Annotated in this window: 12 protein-coding genes; 1 reads left to right on the plus strand and 11 read right to left on the minus strand. The window is 70.8% G+C overall.

The window, feature by feature from the left end:
• Positions 1-9: 9 nt before the first annotated feature.
• Positions 10-1,875, minus strand: coding sequence for a glutamine--fructose-6-phosphate transaminase (isomerizing) (gene glmS, locus RZ1_RS17140; RefSeq protein ID WP_072813705.1), 1,866 nt, complete (start codon positions 1,873-1,875; stop codon positions 10-12).
• A 114-nt stretch (positions 1,876-1,989) separates the two neighbouring features.
• On the opposite strand from glmS, the gene RZ1_RS17145 reads away from it, so the two are divergent.
• Positions 1,990-2,835, plus strand: coding sequence for a dienelactone hydrolase family protein (locus tag RZ1_RS17145; RefSeq protein ID WP_072813706.1), 846 nt, complete (start codon positions 1,990-1,992; stop codon positions 2,833-2,835).
• Here the strand turns inward: RZ1_RS17145 and RZ1_RS30575 are convergent.
• The 10 genes from RZ1_RS30575 to eccCa form a co-directional block, all read right to left on the minus strand.
• Positions 2,808-2,978, minus strand: a complete 171-nt coding sequence (locus RZ1_RS30575; protein WP_169917987.1) for a hypothetical protein — start codon at positions 2,976-2,978, stop codon at positions 2,808-2,810. The two genes, RZ1_RS17145 and RZ1_RS30575, sit on opposite strands and share 28 nt — an antisense overlap.
• On the minus strand, positions 2,975-4,363 hold the full coding sequence (locus tag RZ1_RS17150; protein ID WP_072813707.1) for a hypothetical protein: 1,389 nt from the start codon (positions 4,361-4,363) through the stop codon (positions 2,975-2,977). The genes RZ1_RS30575 and RZ1_RS17150 overlap by 4 nt, the downstream gene beginning before the upstream one ends.
• Positions 4,360-4,707 carry a hypothetical protein gene (locus tag RZ1_RS17155; RefSeq protein ID WP_139281878.1) on the minus strand — a complete coding sequence of 116 codons (348 nt, stop codon included), beginning with the start codon at positions 4,705-4,707 and terminating at the stop codon, positions 4,360-4,362. Before RZ1_RS17155 ends, RZ1_RS17150 begins: the two co-directional genes overlap by 4 nt.
• A gap of 119 nt (positions 4,708-4,826) precedes the next feature.
• Positions 4,827-6,164 carry a phosphoglucosamine mutase gene (gene glmM / locus RZ1_RS17160; RefSeq protein ID WP_072813709.1) on the minus strand — a complete coding sequence of 446 codons (1,338 nt, stop codon included), beginning with the start codon at positions 6,162-6,164 and terminating at the stop codon, positions 4,827-4,829.
• Positions 6,165-6,334: 170 nt separating this feature from the next.
• Positions 6,335-6,841: a 30S ribosomal protein S9 gene (gene rpsI / locus RZ1_RS17165; protein ID WP_072813710.1), complete on the minus strand. Its 507-nt coding sequence runs from the start codon at positions 6,839-6,841 to the stop codon at positions 6,335-6,337.
• Positions 6,838-7,281 (minus strand): 50S ribosomal protein L13, encoded by a 444-nt coding sequence (gene rplM, locus RZ1_RS17170; RefSeq protein ID WP_068154396.1) that lies wholly within the window; start codon positions 7,279-7,281, stop codon positions 6,838-6,840. Before rplM ends, rpsI begins: the two co-directional genes overlap by 4 nt.
• Before the next feature lie 268 nt (positions 7,282-7,549).
• On the minus strand, positions 7,550-7,846 hold the full coding sequence (locus RZ1_RS17175) for a WXG100 family type VII secretion target (RefSeq protein ID WP_169917989.1): 297 nt from the start codon (positions 7,844-7,846) through the stop codon (positions 7,550-7,552).
• 125 nt (positions 7,847-7,971) lie between these two features.
• Positions 7,972-8,322: a WXG100 family type VII secretion target gene (locus RZ1_RS17180; RefSeq protein WP_072813712.1), complete on the minus strand. Its 351-nt coding sequence runs from the start codon at positions 8,320-8,322 to the stop codon at positions 7,972-7,974.
• Positions 8,323-8,484: 162 nt separating this feature from the next.
• Positions 8,485-9,912 carry a type VII secretion-associated protein gene (locus tag RZ1_RS17185; RefSeq protein WP_072813713.1) on the minus strand — a complete coding sequence of 476 codons (1,428 nt, stop codon included), beginning with the start codon at positions 9,910-9,912 and terminating at the stop codon, positions 8,485-8,487.
• Complete coding sequence (eccCa, locus tag RZ1_RS17190; protein WP_072813714.1) at positions 9,909-13,895, minus strand: type VII secretion protein EccCa; 3,987 nt, start codon at positions 13,893-13,895, stop codon at positions 9,909-9,911. The genes RZ1_RS17185 and eccCa overlap by 4 nt, the downstream gene beginning before the upstream one ends.
• Positions 13,896-14,042 lie beyond the last annotated feature (147 nt).

The raw sequence follows: 14,042 nt of genomic DNA on the forward strand, positions 1-14,042 counted from the left end.
AGCGCGGGTCTATTCGACCGTGACGGACTTGGCCAGGTTGCGGGGCTTGTCCACGTCGTAACCGCGCGACTGCGCAACCTCGGCGGCGAACACCTGCAGAGGAACCGTCGACAGCAGCGGCTGCAGCAGCGACGGGGACGACGGGATCTCGATGAGATGGTCGGCGAACGGGCGCACGGTTTCGTCGCCCTCCTCCGCGATGACGACGGTGCGGGCGCCGCGCGCCTGGATCTCCCGGATGTTGCTGAGCAGCTTGCTGTGCAACACGGCACGGCCCTTCGGGGACGGCATCACCACGATGACGGGCAGACCGTCCTCGATGAGCGCGATGGGTCCGTGCTTGAGCTCGCCGGCTGCAAAGCCCTCCGCGTGCATGTACGCGAGTTCCTTGAGCTTGAGGGCACCTTCGAGCGCGACGGGATAGCCGACGTGCCGGCCCAGGAACAGCACCGCCGGGGACGCCGACAGTTCCCGGGCGAGCTCGCGCACCGGTTCCATCGTGGTGAGCAACTGCGCGATGCGTTCGGGCATGGCGGCGAGATCCTCGTACTCGCGGGCCACCTCGTCCGGGTACTTGGTGCCGCGGGCCTGCGCCAACGCCAGACCGACAAGCAGGTTCGCCGCCATCTGCGCGAGGAACGCCTTCGTCGACGCGACACCGATCTCGGGGCCGGTGCGGGTGTAGAGCACCGCGTCGGCCTCGCGCGGGATCTGCGCGCCGTTGGTGTTGCACACCGCCAGCACCCGAGCCTTCTGTTCCTTCGCGTGCCGGACGGCCTCGAGGGTGTCGGCGGTCTCACCGGACTGGGAGATCGCCACGACCAGTGTCGATCGGTCGAGCACCGGGTCGCGGTAGCGGAACTCGGAGGCCAGCTCCACCTCGACGGGCAGGCGCGTCCAGTGCTCGATGGCGTATTTGGCGACGAGACCGGAATGGTAGGAGCTGCCGCACGCGACGACGAACACCTTGTCGATGTCTCGCAGTTCCTGATCGGACAGGCGCTGTTCGTCGAGGACGATACGACCGTCGACGAAATGCCCGCGCAGCGTGTCGGCGACCGCTCCGGGCTGCTCCTCGATCTCCTTGAGCATGAAGTAGTCGTGGCCGCCCTTCTCGGCGGCGGCGAGATCCCAGTCGATCGTGAACGGCTGCGTCGGCACGTCCGGATTGCCGTCGAAATCGGTCACCACGTAGGAGTCCTTCGTGATGACGACGACCTGGTCCTGACCCAGCTCGACGGCGTCACGGGTGAACTCGATGAACGCCGCGACATCGGACGCGATGAACATCTCGCCGTCGCCGACACCGACGACCAGCGGCGTGGAGCGGCGGGCCGCGACGATCGTGCCGGGATGGTCGGCGTGCGCGAAGACGAGCGTGAACGCGCCCTCGAGCCTGCGCAGCACGGTCCGGGCGCTCTCCACGAAGTCCCCGGCCGTGGGGCCCTCGGCGTAGGCGCGGGCCACCAGGTGCACGGCGACCTCGGTGTCGGTGTCGGACGCCAGCTCGACACCCGCGTGCTCGAGTTCGGCGCGCAGCGGAGCGAAATTCTCGATGATGCCGTTGTGGACGACCGCGACGCGGCCGCTCGCGTCCCGGTGCGGGTGCGCATTGCGGTCGGTGGGCCGTCCGTGGGTCGCCCAGCGGGTGTGTCCCATGCCGGCGGTGCCCGCGAAGCGGTCCCGGCCGACCTCGTCGAGCTCGGCCTCGAGATTCGCCAGCCGACCCGCCTTCCGCTCGACGGCCAACCCCCCGCGACCGTCCAGGATCGCGATGCCAGCCGAGTCGTAACCTCGGTATTCCATTCGCCGCAGTGCCTCCACCACGACGTCGAGAGCATTGCGGTGCCCGACATAACCCACGATTCCGCACATGGTTAGCAGGGTACTGGGCGACGAGCGGGCGGTAACAACTCGTCGGAACCCCGCGGGCCCGGCTCGCGGCCGGTGGCGTACCGGGCCGCCGGGCGATCCGCTAACGTTCACTCCGTGGCGGCGAACCCGAAATCCCTGGCTCAGCAGCTCTCCCGGCGCGGACCGCATTCGGTTCTGCGCGGCGACCTGGCGCTGGCCGGTCAACCCGGCGTCGTCTACACCCCCGCCGAAGGATTCGGACTGCCTGCGGTGGCGTTCGGTCACGGCTGGCTGACCGGAACCTCGAACTACTCGGCGCTGCTCGAGCATCTCGCGTCGTGGGGCATCGTCGCCACGGCACCGAACACCGAGCGCGGACCGGTGCCGTCGGCGCTGGGTCTGTCCACCGATCTGATCACCGTCCTCGACATCTGCACGAGCGTCCGGCTGGGAACGGGCCGGATCAGCGTTCACCCCGACCGTGTCGCAGTGGCCGGTCACGGACTGGGCGCGGGAGCGGCAGTGCTGGCCGCGTCCCGGCGCGACGTGGCGGCGGTGGCGTCGCTGTTCCCAGCCCCGACCGCGCCGTCCGCCGCGGCCGTCGCGCCCCGCGTCGATGCGCCCGGGCTGGTCCTCGTCGGCGCGAAGAGCCTCGGCTCGATGAACAGCGACGCGGTCGCGGTCGCGCAGGGGTGGGGCGGCGACGTGCTGTTGCGGTCGGTCGACAAGGCCTCCGACGACGGTCTCGTCGAGGGCCGCAAACTGTTGTCGTACATCGGGCTCGGCGGCGGTGAGCGCCGCACGCAGCAGCGCACCCGCGCGCTGCTCACCGGGTTCCTGCTGCATCGCCTGACCGGCGACAAGAGCTACGCATGCTTCTCCGATCCGGAAGCCGAGATCCCCGGCTCCGAGGCGATCGCGGATCCGGCGGTGATCGAATCCGATCCGGCCGCTCAGATCAGCCAGCTCTTCGGCCGGTAGTACGGCTCGTCGCCCTCCGGTTCCTGCTCGCGCTCCGGCAGCGGCGGAAGCTGCCGGGGTAGGCGCACCGCCTCCAGCTCGCCGAGCCTGCGGCCGATCGCGGCTCGATACTCGGCGACGATCCGCTCGATACGCGCGTTCACAGCGGACCCGCTTCGGGGAGGATCACGCCGCCGTCGGGCATCGGTTCGGCCGCGTCCGCGGGACCGCGATCGCCCGCGGGCACGGTGCCGGTCCGTTCCGGCGCACCGCGACCGCCGCGACCTCGATCCGTACCGGACACACCGGAACCGGGTACGGGGGTCGCCGCCGGTGGTCCCTCAGCGGTCGGGCCCACCTGCGGGGTGTCCGCGGGCGGTGTCGGCGACGTGGGCGGTGTCGGCGACGTGGGCGGTGTGGTGTCCGTCGGCGTGGGGCCCGTGGACGGTGCCGGATCGGGCGGGCACTCGATGGGTGGCTCCACGGCCGGCGGGATCGTCCCGGAGCGGAGTTCGGACGCCGGTTCGGCGGCGGTCCCGTCGACCCCCGTGGTAGCCCCGTCGACCACCGCGGTCACCCCGTCGACCACCGCGGTCGCCAGTTCCACGACGGCACCGCTCAGCTCCCCGACCGCCGCGGCCAGTCCGAGTCCCGATTCGACCAGCGACACCCCGGCCTGCACCGCATCGGCGCGCCCTGCTTCGGCCTGCCCTGCTTCGGCCTGCGATGTGCCGGGCGAGCCCCACGCCGGCACGACCTCGCCACGGGACTCGGCGACGCGACCACCGGTCGACGGCATCTCCGTCCCGACTCCGGGAAACCGGTGCTCGTCGAGATTCTCGAACGCGCGTGTCAGTTCGTCGAATACCTCCCCGATCGCCCGGTCGGCGTCGTCGCACAGTCCGGCGAACGCGGCGGCGGCGGTCTCGACCCCCGGAACGAACACCTCGGTCAGCCATCGGGTACACCACTGGGCCACCGCCGGCGCGTCCGCGTCGGCGGCGAGGCCGGTGGACCAGCGGGAGAGCTGCTCGACGGTCGGGCCGGTGCCCGCACCGGACGCGCCGGCAAGAACCGCGTCGACGTCGGCCGGACCCAAGCCCCCGATCACGGGGTCAGCGAAAGTTGCTGCAGCACGGGACTTCTCGTCGACGATTGCACCGATCGCCGCGACGGCACCGGCCGTCGTCGCCGCGAGGACACCGACCGAGTCGTGCAGGCTCCGCGCCCGTTCGGCGTGGGCCGCGAGCGACTCGGTGGCGGAGCACGATGCGCCGCCCTGCCATGCCGGCGGGACCGCCGCGAGCCAATCGCGCTGCTCGTCGGCACCCGAGCCGACCACTGTCGAAAGCACCCTCAGGGCGTCCGCGTCGGATGCGAACCGCGCGATGTCGAAGCCGCGTTGCGCGTCGTACCGGTCCGTCAGGTGTGGCACCGTCACCGTCTGCGCCGCTCCCACCCGGTGTGCCCGCGGCAGGAACTCGACGAAGAATCGGAGACCGACGGCGCCGGCGTCGAGCAGGCCGTCGATACCCGCCGGGCCGGTCACCGGGGACCCCCCGCGGCGGGGTCGACGCGGGTCAGCGCGGCCACCTGCCGATCGACCTCGTACCCGTAGCTGTCGGCCGTGCGACCCAGGAGTTCCGCGACGCCGGCCGCCTCGTCGGACCACGCCTCGAGCACCCGCCGCAGCCGACGGTATCCCGCGTCCACCGCATCCCCGCGACCGCGGTGACCCGGACCGGCGGCGCCGGCATCGAATCCGAGTCCACCCACCGCGTGCTGCCACTGCCGCTCGGTGCCGGCGACCGCGCGACCGAGTCCGGCCGCAATCGCGCGGACCTCCGGCACGTCCACGCTCATGCCGTCGGCGTTCGTTCCCCCGTGCCCCACGCGCACCTCCCCCCGCGGCACCGCCACCGTGGCAGCACCGTCGTAGGGATTGGACGCAGCCGCGGGAGCATCGGTTCCCGCACCCCGAGTTTCCGCACCCCGAGTTGCCGGGGCCGGGATCAGACCGCGGCGACCGCGTCGGCGAGACGATCGGCGAGGACCCGCGCGACAGTGTCGTCGGCCGCTTCCACCATGACGCGCACGAGCTGTTCGGTCCCCGACGGACGCAGCAGCACCCGGCCGGAGTCCCCGAGCTCGTGTTCGGCGGCGGCGACCGCCTCGACCACCGCGGGATGGCCCGCGACCGCTGTCTTGTCGGAGACGGGCACGTTCACCAGCACCTGAGGCAGGGTCCGCATCACCGACGCGAGGTCGGCGAGCGACGAGCCCGTCACCGCCATGCGCTCCATCAACCGCAGACCGGTCAGCACGCCGTCACCGGTGGTGCCGTGGGACGGGAACACGATGTGGCCGGATTGCTCGCCGCCGAGGCTGAAGGAACCTCGCCGCAACTCTTCGAGGACGTAACGGTCGCCGACCCCGGCGGTCACGACCTCGATGCCGGCCTCCCGCATCGCCAGGTGCAGACCGAGATTGCTCATCACGGTGGCGACCAGCGTGTTCTCGTGCAGCTCTCCGCTGTCGCGCATCGCCAGCGCCAGCACTGCCATGATCGCGTCGCCGTCGACGATCGCCCCGGCGGCGTCGACGGCCAGGCAGCGGTCGGCGTCCCCGTCGTGCGCCAGCCCGAGGTCGGCGCCGTGCTCCACGACCGCCTTCTGCAGTCCGTCGAGATGCGTGGATCCGCAGTTGTCGTTGATGTTGAGACCGTCCGGATCCGCCCCGATCGCGATGACGGTCGCCCCGGCGGCCGCGTACGCGGCGGGCGCGACGCCCGAGGCCGCGCCGTGTGCGCAGTCGACGACGACCGTCAGACCGGTGAGCGGTGTCGTGGTCGCGCCGGCCAGGTGCTCGAGATAGCGGGCCGCGGCGTCGGTGGGAACGCGGACACGTCCGATGCCGGCGCCGGTCGGCCGGTCGAGTGTCCGCTCACCGTGCAGCAGTGCCTCGATGCTGTCCTCGACGGCGTCGTCGAGTTTGTGACCACCTGCCGCGAAGATCTTGATGCCGTTGTCCGGCATGGGGTTGTGCGACGCGGAGATCATCACACCGAGGTCCGCGGCGTAGGCGCCGGTCAGGAAGGCCACCGCCGGTGTCGGCAGTACCCCGACCGACAGCACGTCCACACCGGCGGACGTCAGGCCCGCGGTCACCGCCGCGTCGAGCATTTCCCCGCTCGCGCGGGGGTCCCGGCCCACCACCGCGACCGGCCGGCGGCCGTCGGTACCGGCTGCCAGCACCGCGGCCGCGGCACCTGCGATCCGGACGGCGAGTTCCACCGTCAACTTCGCGTTCGCCAGGCCGCGAACACCGTCGGTACCGAACAACCGCCCCATGGACAACCTCTCGTGTCGTAGATCCGGCGAGCCCCCCGCCGGAGAACCTCCCGGGATGAACCGGGCGGAAATGCACGAGAGCAGGCGTCCGGTAGGAGATTTCTACCGGCGCCTGCCCTCGTGGTCGAACAGGTGCCGAGGCCGACCACGAGGTCAGCGTCGGCAACACATCAGCGCTTGGAGTACTGAGGTGCCTTGCGGGCCTTCTTCAGGCCGTACTTCTTGCGCTCGGTGGCGCGGGCGTCACGCGTGAGGAAGCCGGCGCGCTTGAGAGCCGGACGATCCTCGGGCGAGACCTCGATCAGCGCACGCGCGATGGCGAGACGCAGCGCGCCGGCCTGGCCGGACGGGCCGCCGCCGTGCAGGCGCGCATGGATGTCGAACGACTCGACACGCTCGACGGTCACCAGCGGGGACTTCACGAGCTGCTGGTGCACCTTGTTCGGGAAGTAGTCCTCGATGGTGCGGCCGTTGAGCACGAAGTTGCCGGAGCCGGGAACGAGGCGGACGCGGACGACGGCCTCCTTGCGGCGGCCGACGGTCTGGACCGGGCGGTCGAGCACGATCGGTGCGGGTGCCGCGGCGACCTCGTCGACCGCGTACTCCTCGACCACGGTCTCGACCACGGTCTCGGCCGAATCGTCGTTGTACTCGTCGTTCACGTTCTGCTCAGTCACTGGGCCACCTGCTTGATCTCGAACGGAACCGGCTGCTGCGCGGCGTGCGGGTGGTTCGGGCCCGCGTAGACCTTCAGCTTCTTCGCGATGGCGCGACCGAGCTTGTTCTTGGGGAGCATGCCGGTGACGGCCTTCTCCACGAGGCGGTCGGGGTTCTTCTCGAGAACCTCGCCCACCGAACGCGCGCGGAGACCACCCGGGTGGCCCGAGTGGTGGTAGAGGAACTTGTCGGTCCGCTTGTTGCCGGAGATGGCAACCTTGTCGGCGTTGATGATGACGACGAAGTCACCGCCGTCGACATGCGGAGCAAAAGTGGGCTTGTGCTTGCCGCGGAGCAGGTTCGCCGCCTGCACCGCGAGGCGGCCGAGCACCACATCAGTGGCGTCGATGACGTGCCACTGGTGGGTCACGTCGCCGGCCTTCGGTGTGTACGTAGACACAGATCTTCCTCGTCTATCGTTTCGCTGCTGGCCCGCGCGCCGCCGATGATCACCCTCGGCGGCCAGTTGAGACCCGAGAAGCGACGTCCGCCGGGCAGGAAACCACGGCAGCGTACGACACGCCAAGCGGACACGATACCGGTCCTGTCACGCAGCGGTCAAAAGGCCGGCTCACCGGGACCGGAGACCGCGACGTCCCGGCGGCCTCTCCACCACCGGGACGTCGCGGTATCCGACCTGTTCGGAACGGGCTACACCGCCGTGCGCGTCACCTCGGAATCCACTGGCGGGTGAGCCCGTCTTCGAGATCGATCATGTTCCGGTTGCCCGACGCGACCGATGCACCGATCCGCCCGAGAATGAAGTTCAACTCGGACGCAGCGGTGTTCCACTTGGTCTGCGACTTGTAGTACTCGTCCTGCGCGGTGCCGTCCCACGTCTGCACGAATCGCTCGGCCGTCGTCCCGACGGAGTCGAGTTCGTCGTTCATCGCACCCTGCAACGCGGTGAGGTCCTTGAATACCTGATGGACACCCTCGAAGTCCTGCCTCATCGGTCGACTCACGGTCCTGTTCTCCTTGCCTCGTTGTCCCCGAAGGATGATGTTGTGCGCGCGGTGGCATCCAGGCGCCACGCCGTGACATTCAGGCGCCGCACGCCGTGACATTCAGGCGCCGCGCGCCGGGACGATCAGGTGTAGCTGCCCTTGAGGGTGCTGCCCACATCGGCGATCGCGCGCGCCTGGTCCTCGACCGCCTGGTCGTACGAGTTCCCGCTGGTCCGGATGCCGGCGGCAATCTCCTCCAGCGCGTCGTTCATGTTCCGGGAGGCCTTGTCCCAGTCCGCCATCACGATCCCGAACATGTCGTTGGAATCGCTGCTCCACACGTCGCTCGATCGCCCGACGATCGTCCTGAGCTGACCGAGAATGTCGCCGAGCACTTCACGTGAATTGTCGATCTGTTGCGCCGCGACCAGCATCTCCCCGACGTCGGCGACGACCCTCTGGCCGCCCGCCCCGCCGCCCTGCACTTCGGACATTTCGTCTTCCCCTCGTCGTTCTTCGCGCCCGGCCGGGCCCCTGCATCCCTGGCCGGATTGCGCCCTACATCTGGTTGGACGCCACCCGTCGCCGATCGGTTCCCTTCGGATCCCTTCGGACCGAAACTCGTTCGGGGCGGGTTTCGACCGGGCCCGGCGGCGTTACCGGACAACCAGGGTGTGGACCGCCTGTTCGCATTCCTTCCCGATGCCGGACCACTCCCCCACCAGGAACTGGCAGCCCACCGCAACCTGCCATCCGCGGTCCACGACGACGAACCAGCGCACCGTCGAGAACTCTTCGGGCACTTCGGTGTAGGCGATCACCGAGCGGTCCCCGAATGTGGTGTCGGCGTCGACGTCGCGGACGACTCCGCCGCGCTCGGCGGCCCGGCGTTCGAGCACGGCAGCGACCCCCGCCTCGTCCACGCCGTCGCCGAGTCTGCTGTGCACCACCACGATCCGCCGGTCCGCGCCCCCGACCGGAACGAGCTCGCTGCGTTGCCCGACCGTGCCCCGGAGCCGCCATTGCTCGGGCAGCTCGATGTGCACCGGTCCCAGTGCGAATCGAGTCGACGGTGACCGCGGCGACGTCGACGCCGCCGCGGGAACCGGACCGTCGGCTCCCTCCGCGACCGGATCGGCGCCCGGCGGAGCGACTGTTCCCGCGCCGCGACCGAGAAGTACCCCAGCGGCCACCGCGACCGCCACTGCGACGGCGGCGAGAACCCACCAGCGCCGCGTGGCCGGAGGCGGCGGCGCTGCCGTGCGCATGTCCGAGAGCCACTGAGCGGTCGCCGGAACGGTGGATACCGACACCGCAGCGGCGGGCGGAGCCGTGACCGCGGTGAGCATTTCCGACGCGGCGACGGGCACCACCCGGATGCCGCGGCCGAGCCGCTCCCCGATCAGCTCGCAGAGTGCGCCACCGGACGGCTCGCCCGGCGCACCCGTCACCGCGAGAACATCCGGATCGACCGGACCGGCGACGGAGCCGATGAGATCCTCGAAACGCGCGAATCCGTCCGTCGATTCCAGGTCCGCCGCGCCGAGTTCGCCGTCCACCGCCGTGCGGGTGACAACCGGTGCTGTGCCCGAGGCCGGGGCCGGTCCGAGCAGCGACGCGGTGATCCCGTCGTCCGCCACCTCCACGGCCACGCAGCGTTCCACCGCCGACGCGGTCACCACCTGCCGCGCCGCGACCGCCGCCGCGACCAGCGTCGCGTTGCGCGCGACGTTCCGCGCTGCGGTGTGGGCGATCTCGCGGCGCCGCTCGCTCCACCGCGTCGGATACACCATCGTGGCCGTACCCGCGTCCGGGGGAGCGGAGACCGCCGCCGCCGCGTACTGCACCAGTCCGGTCAGAGCGGCGGACAGCTCGGGGCCGCCGGTACCGGCCCGGGATCGGTCCCCGATCCGAGCGACGACGTCGATCCGGGTTTCGGCGGGGCGGCGGGCGGCCGCTTCCGCGAACACGAATCCGTCTCCGATGTCGGCGGCGACCGCGGGACAGTCGAGGGTGATCTCCCCCCAACGCGCGAAGACCCGGTCGGGGGCCAGGAGCAGGCCGAGCGTGTCGGACGTGCTCACTGTTCCGGGACCCACGCGACCTGCACGAGCGATTCCCCGTTGCGCTGCACCATGATGCCCCGCCCCGGAGGCATCCGGCTCGGCCGGATCGCGCCGACCAGTGCTCCTTCGTCGCGGTTTCCACTCATGACCAGACCCGCCGACGACAACTCTCGCAACCGCCCGATCACCGGTTCGAACAATGCGCGTCCCGCACCACCGGAGCGTCGGGCCACCACCAGGTGCAGGCCGATGTCCTTTCCCTGCGGCAGGTACTCGACCAGCGGCGCCAGCGGATTCTGTCCCGAGGTGGACACCATGTCGTAGTCGTCGACGACGACGAAGACCTCCGGTCCCGTCCACCAGGACCGGTCCCGTAGCTGCTGCTGGGTGGTGTCCGGTCCGGGCAGCCGCTTCTCGAACACCGTGGCGAGGTCGCGGGCCATCGCGGAGAGGACCGCCGCGGACGGCGCATATCCCCCGAGATGGTCGCCTTCGACGATACCGAGGAGGGTGCGCCGGTAGTCGCCGACGACGATGCGGGCCTGCGCACCGGTGTTCGACTTCATCAGGCTCCGGCAGATCCCGCGCAGCAGCGCGGTCTTGCCGCAGCCGGAATCCCCGAACACCAGGAGGTGCGGGTTCTCCGCGAAGTCGAGCCATACCGGCGCCAGCTCCGCTTCGTCGATGCCGATCGGGACCCGCAGCCGCTGTGCCGCCGGCGCGTGTGCCGGCACGGGCGTGCCCGGCGGCAGCGCTGTGGGCAGCTCCCGGTGCTCGACGAGTTCCGGCAGCATCCGCACCGGCGGGGCCGGCCGGCCCGGCGTGGCAGCGGTGAGCGCCTCCACTGCCGCGGCGATCCCGGCCCCGAGGTCGTCCGCCTCGGAACTGCCGTCGACTCGGGGCAGCGCCGAGAGAACGTGCAGCCCGTCGCGGTCGATGCCGCGACCGGGCCGGTTCGCGGGGACGGTCTCGGCCTTCTTCCGGCCGAACTCCGAATCCGACGGGTCGCCGAGGCGCAGCTCGAGCCGGGTGCCGAGGTGGTCGCGCATCGCGGGCCGCACATCACCCCAGCGCGGCGCGGAGATCACGACGTGGATCCCGTAGGACAGGCCCTGCGCCGCGAGAATGCCGATCGCCTGCTCGAGAGCTTCGAAGTCGTTCCGGATGCTGGGCCAGCCGTCGATGACGAGGAAAACGTCACCGAACGGGTCGGTGGACGTGTCGACGAGCCGGTCGCCGCGGAGCCGGCGCAGCTGCGCCATCGACTCGATCCCCCATTCGGCGAAGATCCGTTCGCGCCGCCGCAGTAATCCGGTCATCTCCGCGACGGTCCGGCGCACCCGGTCGGCGTCGAGCCGACTGGCCACCGAACCGACGTGGGGCAGGCCCGACAGTCCGGCGAGTGTGCCCCCACCGAAATCCAGGCAATAGAACTGGACCTGTTCGGCGGTGTGGCTCAACGCCATCGACATCATCAGGCTGCGCAGCAGCGTCGACTTGCCGGATCGGGGGCCGCCGACGACCACGACATTGCCCGCCGCGCCCGCCAGATCGACGATGAGCGGATCCCGGCGCTGATCGAAGGGCCGGTCCACGATGCCGATCGGGGTGCGCAAGGTGGCCTGGCGCAGCACGTCGCCCGTGAGCAGCGACCGCGGCACGATCCGGTCGAGACTCGGCGACTCGTCGAGCGGCGGCAGCCACACCTCGTGCGCGGGCGGGCCGTGGCCGTGGATCCGGTCGACGAGAACGTCGAGGACGGTCCGGCCGTCCGGCTCCGGTTCGGGGGCGGTCGTCGCGGGGACCGGCATCGGCGCCGGCACTTCGGCGGGCACCTCCCGCGCCGTGAACGGCCGGGACCGGGTCGCACCCGGCCCGTGGTTGTGCGGGGCCAGGCGGGTGGTGCGGCCCGGCTCGTAGGGTCCGGACACGTAGGCAGCGGCGAACCGCACGATCTCCGCCGAATCGCACTTGAGGTAGCCGGCACCCGGCGACGACGGCAGATGGTAGGCGTCGGGGACACCGAGCACACTGCGGGATTCGTTCGCCGAGAACGTTTTCAGGCCTATTCGATAGGACAGGTGACTGTCGAGCCCACGCAGCCGCCCCTCGTCGAGGCGCTGGCTGGCGAGCAGCAGGTGCATGTGCAGTGAGCGGCCGAGCCGGCCGATGGCCGCGAACAGATCGGCGAATTCCGGTTGCTGGGTGAGCAATTCGGAGAACTCGTCGACGACGATGAACAGTGCGGGAAGCGGCGCCAACGGCGCGCCCGCCACCCGCGCCCGCTCGTAGTCACCCACATTCGCGAAATTTCCTGCCGCGCGCAGCAACTCCTGCCTGCGGTTCATCTCGCCCGCGAGGGCGTCCTTCATCCGGTCCACCATCGCCAGTTCGTCGGCGAGGTTGGTGATGACGGCGGCGACGTGCGGCGCCCGGTCCAGACCGAGGAACGTGGCTCCGCCTTTGAAGTCGACGAGCACGAGGTTCAGCGCATCCGGTGCATGCGTCGCGATCAGGCCGAGGACCAAGGTGCGCAAGAACTCCGATTTTCCGGAACCGGTGGCGCCGATGCACAGGCCGTGCGGCCCCATGCCGTTCTCCGCGGCTTCCTTCAGATCCAGTTCGACGGGGGCACCGTCGACCCCGACACCGATGGGCACCCTCAGCCGGTCCCGGCCCCGCCGCGGCGCCCAGGCCCGCCCGGGGTCGAATCGCGCGAGGTCGCCGAGGCCCAGCAGATCCGGCCACGTCGACGGCCGTGCCTCGCCACCGGTGTCCCCGGCCGCCGTCCCGGTGGTCCGATACGGTGCCAGACGCCGCGCCACGGTCTGCGCCTGCGCGACGCTGATGCCGTCGACCCGCGCGAAGGTCTCGACGGTGTTGCCCGCACGGGCGCCGAGTTCTCCACCGTCGGCGATCAACTGCAATCCCCGGGTCGCGGCGAGCCGCGGCACGAACCGGCACAGATCGAGCACCACCACCGAATCGACTCCGCCGTCGTCGAGGACACCGGAACCGGAACCGTGGACGCCGCCGTCGACGACGACGACGATCTGCGGCACGCCCTCGACCGCCGGGGCGTTGCGCGCGAAACGTCCGCGCATCGCCAGCTGCGGCCCGAGGACCGTCTCGAGTTCGAGCATCGAACCGAACACGGTGCGGGCGCTTCCCGCACCGTCCCGCGCCTCCGGATGCTGGGCATGGGGAAGCCATTTCACCCATTCCCACTCCGGGGCCGTGTCGGGTCCGCACACCACGGCGATCTGCAGCACGTCCGGCCCGTGGAAGGTGCACAGTTGCACCAGCATCGCCCGGGTGAGCCGGCGCGCGGCGTCGCGGTCACCGTCGATCGCGACCGCCGGGAATCCGCGCAAGGACACCGCGGTGGGCAACGCGGCCACCACCGAGTGCGTGCGGACGAACCTGCGCAAGGAGACCGCCGCAACCGGTTCCAGGTCCTCGACCGGCCCGGTCTCGGGCGGGATCAGGCGCGTCGCGAGTCGCTGACCGCCGAGACCGACCCGCACGTGACAGTAGTCCGCATCCGTCACCCGGCGCTCCCACATGCGCACCGATCCGGCGAGCGTCCACGCCAGCGCCGGGTCGGGGTGCACCCACTCGAGTGCATGGCGCTGCTGGTCACCCGTTTCGGTCACGTCGCGGCGCAGCTGGTCGAGGTATCGCAGGTAGTCCTTGCGGTCCTCGTTCGCCTCGGCGGTGCGCGCACCGCCCCCACGGCCGCTGCCGGCGAGCATCCCGATCACCGACACCATCATCATGACGGGGAAGATCAGCGACATCGGGTTGCGCGCCATCCCGGAGGTGAACATCAACGCGACCATGCCGATCATCGCGGCCACCATCACCAGCGGCAGCAGTTTCATCAACAGGTTCCCCGGGGTGGAACGCGGAATCTCCGGGGGCGCTTGCAGACTCACCTCACCACCCGGTATGCGCGGAGCCTCCCGACGGGCTCTGCGCACGAACCGCACCGTACTCACGGCAAACTCCCCCCGACCGCTCTCGTCACCTCGGCCGCCCCCGCGCCGGCCGTCCCCACGGTCGACGAAGGGTAACGCATCGCACCGCCGCGTGCCCGCCCTGCGCCCCGGCGCCCGCCGCACGGATGTCGTATCGTCTGCGGCGGG

The sequence above is a fragment of the Rhodococcus zopfii NBRC 100606 = JCM 9919 genome, assembly GCF_001895025.1.
In the GTDB taxonomy this organism is placed as follows: Bacteria; Actinomycetota; Actinomycetes; order Mycobacteriales; family Mycobacteriaceae; genus Rhodococcus; species Rhodococcus zopfii.

Excerpts from the sequence above, each read along its gene's own strand:
- glmS (WP_072813705.1), bottom strand. The coding sequence starts at position 1,875 with ATGTGCGGAATCGTGGGTTATGTCGGGCACCGCAATGCTCTCGACGTC.
- glmM (WP_072813709.1), bottom strand. The coding sequence starts at position 6,164 with ATGGGGCGGTTGTTCGGTACCGACGGTGTTCGCGGCCTGGCGAACGCG.
- RZ1_RS17180 (WP_072813712.1), bottom strand. The coding sequence starts at position 8,322 with ATGTCCGAAGTGCAGGGCGGCGGGGCGGGCGGCCAGAGGGTCGTCGCC.